This is a genomic window from Mammaliicoccus sciuri (assembly GCF_025561425.1).
GTDB classification, from domain to species: Bacteria; Bacillota; Bacilli; order Staphylococcales; family Staphylococcaceae; genus Mammaliicoccus; species Mammaliicoccus sciuri_A.
On record NZ_CP094824.1, the window covers coordinates 1,984,015 to 2,001,390 of the forward strand.

17 protein-coding genes and 1 tRNA gene are annotated in these 17,376 nt (G+C 32.0%); 2 read left to right on the forward strand and 16 right to left on the reverse strand.

Going from position 1 to position 17,376, the window contains the following annotated elements; all coding sequences use genetic code 11:
• Positions 1-334: 334 nt before the first annotated feature.
• The 4 genes from MUA60_RS10345 to tnpA all read right to left on the reverse strand — a co-directional run bounded on the left by MUA60_RS10345 (position 335) and on the right by tnpA (position 5,877).
• Positions 335-3,682: an endo-alpha-N-acetylgalactosaminidase family protein gene (locus tag MUA60_RS10345; RefSeq protein WP_316964757.1), complete on the reverse strand. Its 3,348-nt coding sequence runs from the start codon at positions 3,680-3,682 to the stop codon at positions 335-337.
• A 270-nt stretch (positions 3,683-3,952) separates the two neighbouring features.
• Positions 3,953-4,816, reverse strand: a complete 864-nt coding sequence (locus MUA60_RS10350; RefSeq protein ID WP_262648172.1) for an IS3 family transposase — start codon at positions 4,814-4,816, stop codon at positions 3,953-3,955.
• Positions 4,780-5,331 carry a helix-turn-helix domain-containing protein gene (locus tag MUA60_RS10355; RefSeq protein ID WP_025907016.1) on the reverse strand — a complete coding sequence of 184 codons (552 nt, stop codon included), beginning with the start codon at positions 5,329-5,331 and terminating at the stop codon, positions 4,780-4,782. Before MUA60_RS10355 ends, MUA60_RS10350 begins: the two co-directional genes overlap by 37 nt.
• A gap of 66 nt (positions 5,332-5,397) precedes the next feature.
• Entirely contained in the window at positions 5,398-5,877 is a 480-nt protein-coding gene (tnpA, locus tag MUA60_RS10360) for an IS200/IS605 family transposase (RefSeq protein ID WP_262648173.1), read from the reverse strand.
• Between the two features lie 580 nt (positions 5,878-6,457).
• On the opposite strand from tnpA, the gene MUA60_RS10365 reads away from it, so the two are divergent.
• Positions 6,458-7,021, forward strand: coding sequence for a GrpB family protein (locus MUA60_RS10365; RefSeq protein WP_262648174.1), 564 nt, complete (start codon positions 6,458-6,460; stop codon positions 7,019-7,021).
• Positions 7,022-7,244: 223 nt separating this feature from the next.
• Complete coding sequence (locus MUA60_RS10370) at positions 7,245-7,496, forward strand: GNAT family N-acetyltransferase (protein ID WP_262648175.1); 252 nt, start codon at positions 7,245-7,247, stop codon at positions 7,494-7,496.
• 253 nt (positions 7,497-7,749) lie between these two features.
• Here MUA60_RS10370 and MUA60_RS10375 read toward each other — a convergent pair.
• The 12 genes from MUA60_RS10375 to MUA60_RS10430 form a co-directional block, all read right to left on the reverse strand.
• Positions 7,750-7,823: transfer RNA gene (locus tag MUA60_RS10375), tRNA-Arg, on the reverse strand.
• A gap of 122 nt (positions 7,824-7,945) precedes the next feature.
• Positions 7,946-8,161: a hypothetical protein gene (locus tag MUA60_RS10380; protein ID WP_037587508.1), complete on the reverse strand. Its 216-nt coding sequence runs from the start codon at positions 8,159-8,161 to the stop codon at positions 7,946-7,948.
• 182 nt (positions 8,162-8,343) lie between these two features.
• On the reverse strand, positions 8,344-8,850 hold the full coding sequence (locus MUA60_RS10385) for a YfcE family phosphodiesterase (protein WP_262648176.1): 507 nt from the start codon (positions 8,848-8,850) through the stop codon (positions 8,344-8,346).
• A complete protein-coding gene (locus MUA60_RS10390) occupies positions 8,847-9,431 on the reverse strand; it encodes an XTP/dITP diphosphatase (RefSeq protein WP_262648177.1) in 585 nt (194 codons plus the stop codon). The genes MUA60_RS10385 and MUA60_RS10390 overlap by 4 nt, the downstream gene beginning before the upstream one ends.
• 12 nt (positions 9,432-9,443) lie before the next feature.
• Complete coding sequence (racE, locus tag MUA60_RS10395) at positions 9,444-10,241, reverse strand: glutamate racemase (RefSeq protein WP_025904622.1); 798 nt, start codon at positions 10,239-10,241, stop codon at positions 9,444-9,446.
• The gene (locus MUA60_RS10400) at positions 10,238-10,672 is read right to left on the reverse strand and encodes a MarR family winged helix-turn-helix transcriptional regulator (RefSeq protein ID WP_025904623.1); all 435 of its coding nucleotides are present in this window, start codon (positions 10,670-10,672) and stop codon (positions 10,238-10,240) included. Before MUA60_RS10400 ends, racE begins: the two co-directional genes overlap by 4 nt.
• A 149-nt stretch (positions 10,673-10,821) precedes the next feature.
• Positions 10,822-11,631, reverse strand: a complete 810-nt coding sequence (gene sdhB / locus MUA60_RS10405; RefSeq protein ID WP_262648178.1) for a succinate dehydrogenase iron-sulfur subunit — start codon at positions 11,629-11,631, stop codon at positions 10,822-10,824.
• Between the two features lie 2 nt (positions 11,632-11,633).
• A complete protein-coding gene (gene sdhA, locus MUA60_RS10410) occupies positions 11,634-13,397 on the reverse strand; it encodes a succinate dehydrogenase flavoprotein subunit (protein WP_262648179.1) in 1,764 nt (587 codons plus the stop codon).
• A gap of 32 nt (positions 13,398-13,429) precedes the next feature.
• Complete coding sequence (locus MUA60_RS10415; protein WP_262641293.1) at positions 13,430-14,041, reverse strand: succinate dehydrogenase cytochrome b558 subunit; 612 nt, start codon at positions 14,039-14,041, stop codon at positions 13,430-13,432.
• 195 nt (positions 14,042-14,236) lie between these two features.
• Positions 14,237-16,018 (reverse strand): excinuclease ABC subunit UvrC, encoded by a 1,782-nt coding sequence (gene uvrC / locus MUA60_RS10420; RefSeq protein ID WP_262648180.1) that lies wholly within the window; start codon positions 16,016-16,018, stop codon positions 14,237-14,239.
• Positions 16,019-16,168: 150 nt separating this feature from the next.
• The gene (trxA, locus tag MUA60_RS10425; RefSeq protein ID WP_025904628.1) at positions 16,169-16,483 is read right to left on the reverse strand and encodes a thioredoxin; all 315 of its coding nucleotides are present in this window, start codon (positions 16,481-16,483) and stop codon (positions 16,169-16,171) included.
• A gap of 111 nt (positions 16,484-16,594) precedes the next feature.
• Positions 16,595-17,341, reverse strand: a complete 747-nt coding sequence (locus tag MUA60_RS10430; protein ID WP_262648181.1) for an enoyl-CoA hydratase/isomerase family protein — start codon at positions 17,339-17,341, stop codon at positions 16,595-16,597.
• Positions 17,342-17,376 lie beyond the last annotated feature (35 nt).

Consider the following 17,376-nt stretch of genomic DNA (forward strand, 5'->3'; position numbering starts at 1 on the left):
TTGGGGAGTCTTGCAATATACGGAGCTTCTATGTTGCTTGTTTGTGGTGTCTTGCAATATACAAGGCACTTATTTATCTTGTTTGGCTTGTCTTGATAAATACGAAGCTCCTATTTATCTTGTTTCACCAGTCTTGATAAATACGAAGCTCCTATTTATCTTGTTTCACCAGTCTTGATAAATAGGAGGTCCTCAACATTGCTTGTCACCCTCCACTTGCAATATTCAGACCTCCAACATTGCTAGTCACACCCCACTTGCAATCTTCTCCCATCTTATTTCTAAAAATATGAAAAAAGGTCTAGAACCTTTCTGTCCTAGACCCATTTTTAACTTATTTCTCTTTCACTTCTTTAATGACTAAATTATCTAATACGAAATCTTTAGTTCCTTCAAAGTTGACTTGCCCTTCATTTTTAACACCTTTATTGTCTGCCTTCTTATCTGTTGACGCTATGCCAATCCAAGTTTGACCATTTTTATGACCTTTAATTTTCGTTTTGAATTGACGATGTTTTTTATTATCTACAGTACCTTTCAAAGGTGTTTCTTTGTATTTTTGATTATCAATACTGTCGTTACCTGTAGCAAAAGCATATGTGTCATCGGATCCTGATTCATAATCGAATGAAACTTCATATGTCTTATTTGGTTCAAATCTAAAGTTTTGCGGTATCGTTTGATAAGCAAGTTTATTCTTTTCTACTTGACCATTAATTTTTAATGACCATGTACCATCGATAACATCACTTATACGTTTATTATTCCATCCGCGTTGTGTATATGGTGCATGTTTTTCAGATAAGTGTGTTCTATTATCCTCTACACCTTCAATATCAGAAACGACAAATGGGAATATGCCTTGAGGTACTTTTTCAAAATTTTGTTTAAACACATTATCTTGTGAATATAATTGTTGATCATTTTCGAAAATTCGAATGTCATCAAAATATGTGACACCTTCACCTTTATCTCTAGAAAGTGTTAAAGTTGCTTTACCATTTTTAGGTGCTTTAAAGTACACATACATATTTTGAAAATAACTGTCGTTACCTTTCGTTGCAGATTCTTTAGTTGTATTATGAGCGTTAGCTTTAACATAATTTTTAGCGATAGATTTAGTTGTATAATTTTGATGTGTCGTACCATCTGCATCTACACTAATACGTGCTTTTTGATCACTTCGATTATCCACACCAACATAAACTGCATATTGTTTACCTGGTTTCAAATCTGTTAATTTTTGTTTCAATTCAACATTTTTCTTCGGATTGTTAATCGTTAACATATTGTCACTACTGTTAGATTTCGTAATAGAAACGTCTTTTTTAGACCCTTTAATTTTCCAATCTTTAAGATTTTCTGCATTAAATCCTGGATCTTTAATATGCATATCTTCTCCGTATTTTACTTTCTCATTACGTTGTTTTGATTTATACAATACATATGGAGTATTTGCTTTAACATTGCTTAAAGTAACTTTTCCATCTTTAACGCGCACATTATCTACATACTGACGACCATGCTCTGTTAGTTGGTATAATTTTAAATGCTTACTTTTCCAACCTTTTGGTAATTCCCAAGTTGATTCTCCACCATCTTCATTATAATGATAGAGCTTTTGTTTCTTACTGTTTAATTGCTTACCATTTTCATCCCAGTTCCATGGAATTAAATATTTATTGCCATCTAATATCTTCTGACCATTTAACGTTATCGTTCTAGATCTGTAGTTTTCTTTGTCATTTTCATAATCATTAGATTTACGTTTAATGACTACTTTATCCTTACCATTTTTTAATTGGATTTCCATTTCAGGTGTCCATTCAACAGTTTGGTCATTTGCTGTCATTTTGACTGGTTTACCATCTACCCACTTCGTAACTTCAAAGTGCTGTAAGTATTTCGTAGATAAATTTGTTTTAAAAATATTATTAATATATTCATCAAAGTTGTTTCTACCTTGCCAACCTTCAAAATCTTTCATATCATATCCACCTAGTAATGGATAATCAGCTGCACCTGAATAAGTTTGATAATTACCTACCCAAGAGTCTTTCTCGTGGTTTCGAATAAATCTTGCAACTTTTGAATTTATCCCTTTGTTTTTATAACCACCATACGTTAAATCTGCAGCCCAATGTTGAAATGTTGAATCATATTCCATACCGTGACCCCATTCAACAGCCACTCTCCAACCTAAATCTTGAATTTCTTTTGCTAATTGATGAGACATCCAAGCTTGGTTATCACCTGACTGACCATTACCCCATACATCTACATAAATAAAGTCTAAATCTTTACCTACTTTATCTTTAAAAGCTTTTAATCGGTCTTTTCTACCGTGCAACATATCATATTTTGCATCAATATTAATACCTTGATCTAACCAATTCCAACCATAATTATACGTACCTTCGTCATTTTTTCTTAAACGGTCAGGATTAAATGCTTTAGACTCTGGATATGTTTCACTTGCGTTAATATGTACGCCAAACTTTGCACCATATTTCTTACCTTTCTTAAGTAATTTCTTCATATCTTCTGCGCCACCGATACGTTGACCAATATTATCATAATCAAGATGACCAGAATCGTGACCTTCACTACCATATCCTTTTAATATAATGGACTCACCTAATCCATCTGTATTTAAATTAACTTTTTTAACACCATCAAGTGATTTTAAAAATGGATTTTGTGCTTGTGAACCGAAATTCATTGCGATACGGTGTGCAACTAAATCTGGTACAGACTCAGACCCTTTTGCATGATTCATGATAGCTCTATATGCAATAGCACCATCTTGCCAGTCTGTTTTTCCATCACCATTTTCATCATCCGTTATAACAACTTTTGTTTTCGGCATTAATTGTTGTTCTTTAGCATTTTCATAACTTTGACCAGGCTGCAATATCCATTTAGAACTGGATAAACCGACATATTTATCTTCATCTTCTTGTTCCGAGGTTGCATTTATTCTCGTATAATCTAACTCACCTGTTCCTTCAGAATGTTGTGAATTACTCCAAACACCTGCACTCGTCTTATCATTTGAAACAAAACCATACATCATTGGATAATTAAAATCATCTTCAATATCTTTATTAACTTTAAAGTTTTTGTCGCCACTTTTCATCGTATTTGTAGACATACGTGTTGTTTGTAAGTTAGCATTTTTCTGTTTAGAATTCACAGAAACTAATGAATGATTAGGTATTTCAAAATCTTTTATAACAGTATCATCACTTTTACCATCTAACTTGCTTTTATAATCCTTCATATCAAAATGCAATTGGTTATCTTTAACCTTCATCTCAATTGTAAATTCAGCATCTATTTTTTTATCTTTATTAGAAGCAATTAATTGATATCGTGCTGTATGTGCATTCATTCTTTTATACTTAACTTTCGGTTGAACCGATTTACCATTCACTTTAATCGTCTTAATTTCTTTAACTTGGCCATCCATCTTTTTACCATTTTTCAAAGTATACTCAATAGCCCTTGGAAACGACTTATCAACCTTTACCTTCATTTTGTTGCTCTTTAATACATCCCCTTTGTCTTTTGCTTCTACATGATGATTCGTCAGCGTTAATAAGCTGAACAACATAACAGAAACAATTGAAACGACAAACAGTTTTTTCCTCCATACAAATGTTTTATTACTAAAATTCAAATTAAACACCCCTTTTTAAATTTGAAAACTTACATTTATTGTATACTTTTATATCATTATAGTCTAGCGTTTTTGTTCTATATTGTTTGATTTTACTTTCTATTTTGTTCATATAAACAATCAAAACCACCCGTTTAACGGGTGGTTTGTTCTGCGGCTATAAGCCTCTATTACTGACCAGCCCTAAAAGGGCACTGAGAAGATCAGCCAAATGTACTACTTTCCCAGCAACCCTTAAAAGGTAGTGACCCCCCAAAGTTAGAGTTTCCATTATGCTATTAATTGGCTGGATTGAGTTCGGTATTGTACTGGACTTCGTCCAGCCAATTTTAATTTCAAACGTTCATTGTTATACCAATAGATGTAATCCTCAATTCTTCTTTTTAATGTTTCATAGTTAACAAGTTCTTCTCCATGATACATTTCCTGCTTCATGATGCCAAAGAAATTCTCCATAGAAGCATTATCCGCACACGTCGCTTTACGTGACATACTTTGATAAATCCTTTGTTCCGATAATCTTCTAATCCATGCATTATGCTGATAATGCCAACCTTGATCAGAATGTATCGTCGTACGATATGGTGCTTCATGCTTAATGATTGTAACTGCTTTATCCAATGATTGAAGTACTAAGTCTAATGTTGGTCTTCTGGATATACCATAAGAAATGATTTCCCCATTGTATAAATCCATAATAGGGCTGAGATATAATTTTTGTTCTTCAGCACATTTAAATTCAGTGATATCTGTCACTAATTTTTGAAGTCGAATAGATGTATGGAATCTACGATTCAAGCGATTTTCAGCCACTTTACCAACTGTACCTTTGTATGATTGATAGCGTGATTTACGTGTGTATTTTTGACATTTTAATCCTAGTTCTCGCATAATTCGTTGTACTTTCTTATGGTTAATGAGATAACCTTGATTTCTCAAAGCTAAATATATACGACGATAGCCGTATTTACCGTTGTGTTTTTGAAAAAGTTCAATGATCTTTTTCTTCCAACCTTTATCTAAATCTTCCTTTTGTAATTGTTTGGCATGGTAATGATAGGTTGCTTCTGGTATACCAACCTTTACTAAGATATCTTTTAATTTGAATCCTTCTTCTTTGAGTTCGAATGCCACTGCTGCTTGTGCTTTTCTAGAAAGGCACTCGGATTCTCTCGAAAAGCGTTCAACTTTTTTAAATAAGCATTCTCTAATCGAAGATTTTCATTTTCTAGCTCTAACTCTTTTTCTCGTGATAGGTTTTGATTAGATTTCTTCTGTTTCTTCTTTTTCATGGGAGGTCGTCCTTTCGGCTTTTCGAGTCCTTCCACACCTTCTTTGTCATATATCTTTTTCCATCGCACAATAATAGATGGGGTATTTAGGCCAAATTTAATCGCTGTATCTTGGAAGGAATCGCCTGTTCTTTTCATATAGTTTAATACATTTATTTTGAATGTAACAGAATAAACTGTCTTTTTCTGTTTCTTTTTAATGCCATCTACACCGAATGATTGAAAGGCTTTTACCCATGTTCGTATAATAATTTTATCAGGTATATTATATTTTTTAGCTAATTTTCGATAACCATAATGGCCATCTAGATAATCTCTTACAACTTTCAACTTAAATTCATCACTATATTTTGTCATATTAAAACACCCCCTAAAGTTAGTTTTTTTACTCTAACTTTAGGGGTGCAGTACCAAAGGGTTGTTTTATTTTTTCTTCTTTCGAGTTTCTTCCCCAGTAAAAGGATCTATGTACTCTATCATTGTTAACTGTTCTGCTACTATATCCTCTTGTAATTGATTTCTTATATAATTTTCTATCACTTTTTTATTTCTACCAACTGTATCTAAATAAAATCCTTTACACCAAAATTTTCTGTTACCATATCTATACTTTAAATGGGCATGTCTATCAAATATCATTAAGCTCCTCTTACCTTTTAAATAACCTACAAATTGAGAAACACTTAACTTTGGTGGAATGCTAACTAACATATGAATATGATCTTTACATGCTTCAGCTTCTATTATTTCTACACCTTTTCTTTCACACAATTGTCTTAAAATAATACCAATATCTCTTTTAATTTTCCCATAAATAATTTGTCTACGATATTTTGGTGCAAACACAATGTGGTACTTACAATTCCATTTTGTATGTGCTAAACTGTTTGTGTCTGATGACATTTAATGCATCTCCTCGTGTTGTTAATTTTGGTTGGCTGACTAAATATTATTCTAGCATGTAGAGATGCATTTTTTAATACAACGGTGAAACCATACTGTACCATACGCATAGCGTATGGTTTTAATTTCACAAAAAAAACGAAATGATGAGATTCATCATTTCGTTCACAATTCATACTATTTATTTATAATTTTTAATTACTCTAACTATCAGTACAATCATAGGAAAAATCATTAAGACAAGAACAATATAATATAGATTAACAATACTATTTTCCCATGTAATTGGCACAATCACACCAAGTGCCATAATAAGTACTAAAATGATAATGTTTACAAACATGCATACTAACAGATCACGAAAACTTGATTTATTCTTGTAATCGAATGTTTGCTTCCAAAAATTTATATATATCATAAGCAACCCTCCATTCCATTTACAGAATACACCAAATATATCAATTAATATCAATTTTTTTCAATTGATTATTAAAAATATTAAGAACATAATTTGTTTTAAATTGCTCAAATAAGTTAAACTTAATCTACTATCTAGAATGATGAGGCATATTATGAATTTATGACATATTCAAAAGGACTGATAAAGATAATGAAGGTTAATATCGAAAAATATAATCCTAATTGGGTAAATCTTTTTGCAAAAGAATCAAACAACATAAAAAGAATACTTGGTGATGAATTACATTCAATCCATCATATTGGTAGTACATCGATTCCACATATATCTGCAAAGCCAATTATAGATATTATGCCGATCGTTAATAATATAGACAATGTGGATAAATATAATCTTGCTTTTGAAGAGTTTGATTATGATGTGCATGGCGAATATGGAATAGTTAATAGAAGATACTTTACTAAACTTGATAAAGAAACAAATAAAAAACTTTACCATGTTCATGTTTACGATTGTAAAGATGATAAAAACATTATTCGCCATCTCGCTTTTAGAGACTTCTTAATTGAGTTTCCAGAAGTAGCAAAAGAATATGAGGATTTAAAAATGATGCTCATTAATAAGTATTGTGGAGACAAAGAAAAATATGTAAATGGAAAAAATGAATTTGTAAAAATGACTGAAAAACTTGCTATAAATTGGTATTTAGAAAACAAAAAAGAATAAAGACTATAATTCATTTCAAAAATATAGGTGATAACAATCATATATATAAAAGAGTTTTATAATTCATTACCAGAGTTAGAAAATAAAGAATTATCCAAAATACACAATGAAATTTTTGATACAAATGTAAATTTAAACGACAAATTCTTAAGTAAAAATAAAATTATAATTTTAGTCGCCTATAAAGAAAAAAACAATTGTTGGATATAAAATTGGATATGAAGTGGATAGATCAACATTCTACAGTTGGTTAGGTGGCGTTGAAAAAAATAATCGTAATCATGGAATTGCGCAAATGCTTATGGATAAACAAATAAGCATATTAAAAAGTAAAGGGTACGAAAAAATTCAAACTAAGACTTTTAATAAATGGAAAAGCATGCTTATTTTAAATATCAAAAATGACTTTCAAATAAAAAATTGTTATCCAGATAAAAATGACTTAGCAATCATTTTAGAGAAAGATATCAAATAGTAAATTACGGAGATAATCTATAACATAAATACTTGTTGATCCATGTTGTACATAGTTATACTTTTGACACATATTTGACACCTGCATCCTTATTTACTTTTATTAAGCTACTTAAGAGTATCACAAATAATTTATACATCTTGGTGCAGTATTGGCGCAGTTACGCTAATTAACAAGCCTTTTATATATACAAAAAAAATCCCGTCATATCAACGTTACAAGTAACGAGATACAACGGGATATTGGTAATTTACGTCCTGGGAGGGATTCGAACCCCCGACCGACGGCTTAGAAGGCCGTTGCTCTATCCAGCTGAGCTACCAGGACATTTTCAACACAAGAATAATTATATCGAATAGATACTGATTTATCAATACTTTTTAAAAAGAAAAAGGTTTATTAAATCGCTTTCGAAGTATTATTACACGTTTAGTTATTTTGTTTTACTTTTATTCGGTGATAACTATGTCATTAACTTTAACTGTATTGGCTTTTTCGGCTTTACACAAAGATTTATCTTCAAATATTTCTATAACACTCGCATGTACAAGTCCGTTTGCTGTTAATACATATATGTTTTCGTTCTTATGTAAGTCGTTATATTCGTTTTTATTTATACAAAACTCATCATCATTAATAACTGATGTAACGTGTGTTCTGCCCATCTCTACCCCTCCTACGTATAATAACTTATTAGTTTTTACATAAAATTAACGACATTCATAATTATAAAACAATTTTTGTTTAATTGAAAGTTTATTCTAAATTTTTAATAAAATTGAGATATTCGTAAGAATATCTCAATAAATAAAATCTATTTGCCATTTTTGTTTTACAAAATATATATTTAAAGTGCTAATGATAAATTTTCTATTTCTTCATTATTTCTATTTAAATATGTTAATGTCGCATTATTTAGTGCTTCGTCGAATTCGATGATGGCATATGTTTCTTCCCACTGGCCTCTTGTTTGAGAGATACTTCCTGGATTGATACAGTAAACGCCATCTATTGTCTCACACAATGCTATATGACTATGTCCATAAAATGCAAATTTAGCATGGTTATTTTTAGCATGGGCACTTAATACTTCTCTAGATCCTTTAATATCATATCTATGTCCATGTGTATAGAAATAGCCAATACCTTCTAGTTCACCTTGTTCTTCTATTGGAAATTGTGGATCGAAATCACAATTTCCTTTAACTCTTTGATACAAACTTAATTCTGTATCGTTATAGTCGAATTCAGAATCCCCTAAATGTAAAAATAAATCTGCGTCTTTATTTTTTTCGTATATTTCATGAAGTATGCCCTGTTCGCCATGATTATCGCTAACAATTACCCATTTCATTGGAATCGCTCCCCTATATCTTCATTCATTAATTTAATTGCATTTCCACGGTGACTGATTGCACTTTTTTCTGCAGCAGTTAATTCTGCCATCGTTCTGTCTTGTGAAGGTACGAAGAAAATCGGGTCATAGCCAAATCCATTTTCCCCTCGTGGTTTGTCTATAATTTCACCAGGTGCTTTACCTACATATGTAACAGTTTCTTTACCAGGCTCACTTACAGCAATGGCACAAACAAATTCTGCTGCTCTATCTTCTATACCCTTTAAGTTTGTTAGTAATTTTTCTATATTATCTTGATCATTTTTTTGAGCCCCTGCATATCTTGCTGAATAAATACCTGGTTCACCGTTTAAAGCTTTTACAGATAATCCGCTATCATCAGCAATAACGATTTTATTTAATTGTTTGGAAGCCGCTTCTGCTTTCAAAATTGCATTCTCTTCAAATGTTGTACCCGTTTCTTCTACATCAAAATCAGGTGCAATTTCAGAAATACCTATCACATTTGCTTTTGGAAAAATTGTTTTAAAGTCATTTATCTTTCCTTGGTTATTTGATGCAATAATAATATCTTTCATATTTATCTCTCCTTACAATGTTATTCGTTCAACATGAGCATCTTCTATATGTAGCCACTCTTTAATCGTTCTCGTAATATGTTCAACATCACCATTTGCAAAAAATTGATGTTTCGGATTTGGTGTATAATAAGAATGCTCATTACTAAAAGTCAATAATGCACTTACTTCTCTTGCTGTTTCTAAACCTGAAGATATAATTGTCTTGCCATCATCAAAATACTGATGAATCGCATCATATAGTAGTGGATAGTGTGTACATCCTAAAATTACTGTATCTGAATCATCATATCGCCACTGTTTAAGCGTTTGATGGATAACAATACTCGTAATCGTCGGATCTTTATATCTCATTTGTTCAACTAAAGGAACGAATCCTGGACAAGCGACGCCTTTAACTTCTACTTGAGGATTAATAGATTTAATACTTCGTCTATATGCTTCAGATTTAATTGTCCCTTCAGTACCAAGAACAAGCACGCGATTATTTTTAGTCGTCATAATTGCTGTTCTTGAACCTGGATCAATAACTCCAATCACGGGTATTGATAACATTTCTTGTAAAGGTTTCAGAGCAACCGCAGTAGCTGTGTTACATGCGATGACTAGCATTTTAATATCTTTTTCAACTAAAAAGTTAGCTAATTGAATGGTAAATGATTTAACTTCTTCTCTTGTTCTCGGGCCATACGGACATCTTCCGATATCACCTAAATAAAATATCGTCTCATTTGGCAATTGTCGCATGATTTCTTTAGCAACTGTTAAACCACCAATCCCTGAGTCGATTACGCCAATTGGTTTATTCATTCATCTTCACTTCGCATTCTTTTTAACATAATTTCTAACGCTTCATTAAACTTTATTTTATCTTCATCTTCCATAATAGATAGAAGATCTTCAGTATAAATTTGTCTCGCTTGAACAACTTCGTCAATAAGTGCCGTGCCTTTTTCTAATAACTTGACGTGGAATACTCTTTTATCTTTCTCAGATTGAATTCTTTGAACGAGTTCTTTTTTCTCAAGTTTATCTACTATATCTGTCGTTGTAGAATATGCTAAAAATAAACGTTTAGATAACTCACCAATTGTAATTTGATCATGCTCATTGAGCCATTGTAAAGCAATAAATTGAGGCGGTGTTATATCATAAACCTTTAACTGCCCTCTTGATTTTAATTTCGTTCTTTCTACTATATGTCTTAACGAATATTCAATCTGTTTTGTAATTTCTTCCATAGTTGTTTATACCTCTTTTCTCATCAAACTTATATAAATAATAATAACACATACCCTTATATGCAGTTAATGAATTGGTCTTTATGTTATATAAATAAACAAATAAGAGGCCAAGACATAAAATTATGTCCCAGCCTCTCATATCTTTATTAGTTTACTTCGTGATCTGAACCGAAGAATGATTTAAACATTTGGAAAGTAGCTTCTCTGTTCATTGCTGCGATTGATGTTGTTAAAGGAATACCTTTTGGACAAGCATTTACACAGTTTTGAGAACTACCACATTCTTGTATACCACCATCAGACATAAGTGCTCTAATACGTTCATCTTTAGTCATGCTTCCAGTTGGATGCAAGTTGAATAAACGAACTTGAGAAATTGCTTGAGCACCCATGAAATTATTATTCACGTTTACGTTCGGACAAACTTCTAAACATACACCACATGTCATACATTTAGAAAGTTCATATGCTGTTTGACGTTTCTTCTCAGGCATACGAGGTCCTGGTCCTAAGTCATAAGTACCATCAATTGGTACCCAAGCTTTAACTTTTTTTAAGTTATCGAACATGCGAGAACGGTCAACTTGTAAATCACGAATAACTGGGAATGTCTTCATTGGTTCAAGTTTAATTGGTTGTTCCAATTGATCAATAATAGCTGAACATGATTGACGCGCTTTACCGTTAATAACCATAGAACATGCACCACAAACTTCTTCAAGACAGTTCATATCCCAAGTTACTGGTGTCGTCTTTTCACCATTTGACTTAATCGGATTTCTTTGAATTTCCATTAAAGCTGCTATAACGTTCATATTTGGTCTATAAGGAATCTCAAATTTTTCTTCATAAGGTTCAGATTTATCATTTTCTTGACGTTTGATAATGATTGAAATCGTTTTGTTTTCTTGGTTTTGACCTTGTGCATTGTTTTCAACTGTTTGAGTGTCTGCCATAATTATTTACCTCCTTTAGATTTCTTAGAGTAATCACGTTTACGAGGTTTAATGTGACTAATATCCACTTCTTCATATGAAAATTCTGGTGCTTCTTTAGGTCCTCTAAATTGAGCAATCGTTGTTTTTAACCACTCTTCATCATTACGGTCTGGGAATTCTGGTTTGTAATGTGCACCACGTGATTCGTTACGATTATATGCACCAATCGTAATAACTCTTGCTAACACTAACATATTCCATAATTGACGCGTAAAGAATACAGCTTGGTTACTCCAAGTAGATGTATCTTCCATATCAATATTTTGATATCTTTCCATCAACTCAACAATTTTCTTATCTGTTTCAAGAAGTTTATCATTATGACGAACAACTGTAACATTGGCTGTCATAATTTCTCCTAATTCTTTGTGTAACTTATAAGCATTTTCTGTACCTTTAAGTTGTAATAAATGATCGAATTTTTCTTGTTCTTCATTTATGCGTTTTTGGAAAATTTCTTCATCTAATTCTGTATATGATTTTTCAATATTATTAGCATATTTAACTGCATTTGGTCCTGCAACCATACCACCATAGATAGCAGATAATAAAGAGTTTGCACCTAATCTATTACCACCATGTTGTGAGTAGTCACATTCACCAGCAGCGAATAAACCTTTAATATTTGTCATTTGATCAAAGTCTACCCAGATACCGCCCATTGAATAATGAACTGCTGGGAAAATTTTCATTGGGACTTTACGAGGGTCGTCACCAGTGAATTTTTCATATATTTCTATTATACCACCAAGCTTAACATCTAACTCATGTGCATCTTTGTGTGATAAATCAAGGTATACCATGTTTTCACCGTTAATACCAAGTTTTTGGTTCACACAAACATCGAATATTTCACGAGTCGCAATATCACGAGGTACTAAGTTACCGTAATCAGGATATTTTTCTTCTAAGAAATACCAAGGTTTACCGTCTTTATACGTCCAAATACGTCCACCTTCACCACGAGCTGATTCACTCATTAATCTTAATTTATCATCACCAGGAATTGCAGTTGGATGAATTTGAATAAATTCACCATTTGCATATTTAGCACCTTGTTGATAAACAACAGAAGCTGCTGAACCTGTATTAATCATTGAGTTAGTAGATTTACCAAATATGATACCTGGTCCACCAGTTGCCATAATTACAGCATCTGATCTAAATGATTCGATTTTAGAGTCTGTTAAGTTTTGAGCTATGATACCACGTGCAGCATCTTCCTCATCTTTAACAATACCCAAAAATTCCCAACCTTCATATTTTGTAACTAAACCTTTAACTTCATAACTTCTAACTTGTTCGTCTAATGCATATAGTAATTGTTGTCCAGTTGTTGCACCTGCATATGCAGTTCTATGATGCAAAGTACCACCAAATCGACGGAAATCTAAAAGTCCTTCTGGTGTACGGTTAAACATTACACCCATTCTGTCTAATAAATGTATGATACTTGGTGCTGCTGCAGTCATATTTTTTACAGGTGTTTGGTTAGCGAGGAAATCTCCACCATACACTGTATCATCAAAGTGAATGTCAACAGAGTCACCTTCACCTTTAGTATTGACAGCTCCGTTAATACCACCTTGAGCACAAACAGAGTGTGAACGTTTAACAGGTACTAATGAGAATAAATCAACATGCGCACCTTGTTCAGCAGCTTTAATAGTTGCCATTAGTCCTGCTAAACCACCACCGACAACAATGATTTTGTTGTTTGCCATAAAAATTGTCACTCCCCTAAAAAGTATAAATCCTATACGAATGCAAAAATAGCTCTTAAGCCAATAATACTAATTACGATAAATACAAATAAAGTTACATAAGTCATAAAACGTTGTGATTTTGGTGATTGTGTAATTCCCCAAGTAATGAAGAATGACCATAAACCATTTGAGAAATGGAATATAACACTTAATACACCAATAACATATAGCGTTACAGAAATTGGATTAGATAAAATATCTGAAACCATATCAAAGTCAACGTGATGTCCTAATGCAGCTTGAATACGCGTTTGGTAAACATGAACAGCTATGAAAATAAATGAAATGATACCAGTTAAACGTTGTAATAAGAACATCCAGTTTCTAAATAGTGAATGCCTTCCTACGTTTTCTTTAGCTGTAAACGCTATGTATAATCCATAAATAGCGTGGAATAGTATAGGAATATAAATAACTACAACTTCTAAAACAATTTTAAATGGTAAGTTCCACATAAAATCTGATGCTTTATCAAAAGCTTCTGGACTTATCGTTGCAAAATGGTTAATAACCAAATGCTGAATTAAGAATATTCCTATAGGAATTACACCTAATAATGAATGAATACGACGTAAAATAAACTGTTTTTCGCTTGACGCCAAAAGAAGTCCCCCCTAACTTTAATCTATGGCCCTATCGTTATATTAAGAACATAATAATCTGAAAACGATTACATACATCCCAAAAAAAATTCGATGAGCATTTACATGTATATTGTAACATCATTAAGTATGAATTTGGGCATGAGAATTATTCTCATACCCAAATATATAGATTTTTTGTTGTAATTTTACCATTTATTGACTAAGCTTATCTACTAAGTTTTGAGCAACCTTTTTAGGAACACCAATTTTCACAAAATCCTCTAAATTCGCTTCTCTCATTTTTTTAATAGAGCCAAAATGTTTTAATAATGATTGTTTACGCTTTGGTCCAATACCTTCTATTTCATCTAAAGCTGACTTAAGTGATGTTTTTTGTCTTGTTGATCTATGGAAACTAATTGCAAATCGGTGCACCTCATCTTGAATACGCTGAAGTAAATAAAATTCTTGAGAATTTTTCTTTAGTGGTATAATTTCTGCTTGTGATCCGTACAATAATTCTGAAGTTTGGTGTTTGTCATTTTTACTTAGACCTGCAATTGGTATATCAAGTCCTAATTCATTTTCTAATACATCTCTCACTGAAGACATATGTCCTTTACCACCATCAACAATAATTAAATCAGGAATTGGCAGTCCTTCTTTTAATACTCTTGTGTATCTTCTTCTAACCGCTTCTTGCATCGACTTGTAATCATCTGGACCTTTTACGGATTTAATTTTATATTTGCGATAGTCCTTTTTACTTGGCTTACCATCCACAAAGGCAATCATAACGGATACTGGATCTACACCTTGAATATTAGAATTATCAAATGCTTCAATTTTAATCGGTGTTTGAATACCCATAGCCTCTCCTAAGTTCTCAATAGCTTTGATTGTTCTAGATTCATCTTTCGCAATTAATTCAAATTTATTTTTTAGTGAGATGCTCGCATTTTTTATAGCAAGATCCACCATTTCTTTTTTCTGACCTCTTTTAGGCTGAACCACTTTTGAATCAACAACTGACTCAACTGTTTTAATGTCTAAATTCTTCGGGATATGAATTTCTTTAGGCGTTAAATGTTGATTTAAAGAATAGAATTGTCCAATAAATGTATAGAATTCTTCTTCAGCAGTTTGAATGATAGGTATCATAGATGCTTGTCTTTCAATTAATTTACCTTGCCTAATAAAGAATACTTGAATACACATCCATCCTTTATCAACCGAATAACCAAATATATCTCTCATCGTCATGTCAGCTGACATCATATTCTGTTTATAATTTAACATTTCAATATGTTGTATTAAGTCACGGTATTCTTTCGCTTCTTCAAACTTCAAAGCTTCACTCGCTTGATTCATCTTCTCGTTTAAGTCATTGACGATTGTTTTGTCATCACCATTTAAAAAATCAGTAATTTCTTTGATCATCGTTTGATACTCGCTTTGTTCGACTGGATAAACGCAAGGTCCTAGACATTGGCCAATATGATAATAAAGGCATACTTTATTTGGCATTGTGACACATTTTCTTAATGGATAAATTCTATCTAGTAATTTCTTCGTTTCATGTGCGGCATAAGCATTAGGATATGGTCCGAAGTATTTACCCGAATCTTTTTTTACGATTCTCGTTACAATAAGTCTAGGGTGTTTTTCTTTTGTAATTTTTATAAATGGATAACTTTTGTCATCTTTTAATAATATATTATAACGTGGTTGATGTTTTTTAATTAAGTTAAGTTCAAGTAATAATGATTCTATTTCACTTGAAGTCACGATAAATTCAAAATCTCTAATCTCCCCTACGAGACGAGTTGTCTTTTCATCATGTGCACCTGTGAAATAGCTACGAACTCTGTTTCTTAATCGTTTAGCTTTACCAACATATATAACCGTTTGTTGTCTATCTTTCATGATGTAACATCCAGGCTCTGTTGGTAAAACTTCAAGTTTTTGCTTAATTTTCTTTTGGTAGTCCTCCACCTTTATCACCTACCTTTTTAAATTCATTATATCAATAAAATTTACATTGACCAAAACATATGTTCTATATAAATATCTATCATCACACAAAAACTGCCTACAAAGTCATATGCTTTGTAGACAGTTTGGATTAATCATAGGTTGTAACGATTAATAATGTTTAGATAATACTTGTTCTAGTTGCTCTTTAGGTTGGAAACCTACTACTTTATCTACAGCTTCGCCATCTTTAAATACGATTAAAGTTGGGATACTCATAACTTCGTATTTAGCTGCTGTTGCTTGGTTTTCATCTACGTCTAATTTAACGATGTTAGCCTTACCTTCAACGTCTTTAGCTAAATCTTCTAATACTGGCGCGATCATTTTACAAGGTCCACACCATGGTGCCCAGAAGTCCACTAAACTAACGCCTTCTTTGATTTGTTCATCGAAATTTGCATCTGTTGCTTTTAATAATGCCATTGGAAAAATCCTCCTTGTTAACTTATGATAATGAGAGTATAGCACGCTTTATTTTGCAATGCATGTTGTTTGCTCAAAGTGTATTGTACTTGATATGAACTATATTAGCAATCACTTAAATTCAGGTTTTCTTTTGTTTATAAATGCATCAATACCTTCTTTTGCATTGTCGCTTTCAATAATATCAACAAAATGTCTTTCTTCAATTTGATCACTTTCTAATGATAAATCTAAATTAGACATTTGCTTGATGACTTTAATAGAGTCTAAAGATTTAGAAGCAATTGTAGTAGCTAATTTTTCAGTAGTCTGTTCTAATGCTTCTTTATCTTCAACTATTTCATTGAATAAATGTTTCACTTCTTCTAAATTGATATTCTCACCTGTTAATGCAGCTTGTAATGCTTTATGTTGACCTACCATAGTAGATAATCGTCTGACACCACCAAAGCCTGGGAATATACCTAAATTAATTTCAGGTAATCCTACTTTTGTATCTTTCGTGATTAGTCTCATATCACATGCTAAAGCAAGTTCAAATCCACCACCTAAACAAACACCATGAATTGAACTAATAACTGGCTTATGACAAGTCTTAATCAATCTAAATAATTTAGCACTTGTAGAAGCTAAATCTAATCTTTCATGTTTAGTTAGTTCTGGGAATGATTTTATATCTGCACCTGCAGAGAAACATTTTTCATTACCTTTTATAACGATGACTTTCACTTCATCATCGAAACCTTGTGTTTCAATTGCTTCAATAATATTATTTAATACTGCCTCATTTAAAGCATTTACTGGACCATGATTTAATTGTATATAAAGAACGTGGTTTTCAACATTTGTATTTATCAAGAAAATTCCTCCTTATAAAAATATTAAGTATGCAA

What these genes read in the sequence shown, in the direction of transcription:
- MUA60_RS10355 (WP_025907016.1), bottom strand. Translation starts at nt 5,331, where the DNA reads ATGACAAAATATAGTGATGAATTTAAGTTGAAAGTTGTAAGAGATTAT.
- tnpA (WP_262648173.1), bottom strand. Translation starts at nt 5,877, where the DNA reads ATGTCATCAGACACAAACAGTTTAGCACATACAAAATGGAATTGTAAG.
- MUA60_RS10365 (WP_262648174.1), top strand. Translation starts at nt 6,458, where the DNA reads ATGACATATTCAAAAGGACTGATAAAGATAATGAAGGTTAATATCGAA.
- MUA60_RS10380 (WP_037587508.1), bottom strand. Translation starts at nt 8,161, where the DNA reads ATGGGCAGAACACACGTTACATCAGTTATTAATGATGATGAGTTTTGT.
- MUA60_RS10385 (WP_262648176.1), bottom strand. Translation starts at nt 8,850, where the DNA reads ATGAAATGGGTAATTGTTAGCGATAATCATGGCGAACAGGGCATACTT.
- MUA60_RS10390 (WP_262648177.1), bottom strand. Translation starts at nt 9,431, where the DNA reads ATGAAAGATATTATTATTGCATCAAATAACCAAGGAAAGATAAATGAC.
- racE (WP_025904622.1), bottom strand. Translation starts at nt 10,241, where the DNA reads ATGAATAAACCAATTGGCGTAATCGACTCAGGGATTGGTGGTTTAACA.
- MUA60_RS10400 (WP_025904623.1), bottom strand. Translation starts at nt 10,672, where the DNA reads ATGGAAGAAATTACAAAACAGATTGAATATTCGTTAAGACATATAGTA.
- sdhB (WP_262648178.1), bottom strand. Translation starts at nt 11,631, where the DNA reads ATGGCAGACACTCAAACAGTTGAAAACAATGCACAAGGTCAAAACCAA.
- sdhA (WP_262648179.1), bottom strand. Translation starts at nt 13,397, where the DNA reads ATGGCAAACAACAAAATCATTGTTGTCGGTGGTGGTTTAGCAGGACTA.
- trxA (WP_025904628.1), bottom strand. Translation starts at nt 16,483, where the DNA reads ATGGCATTATTAAAAGCAACAGATGCAAATTTCGATGAACAAATCAAA.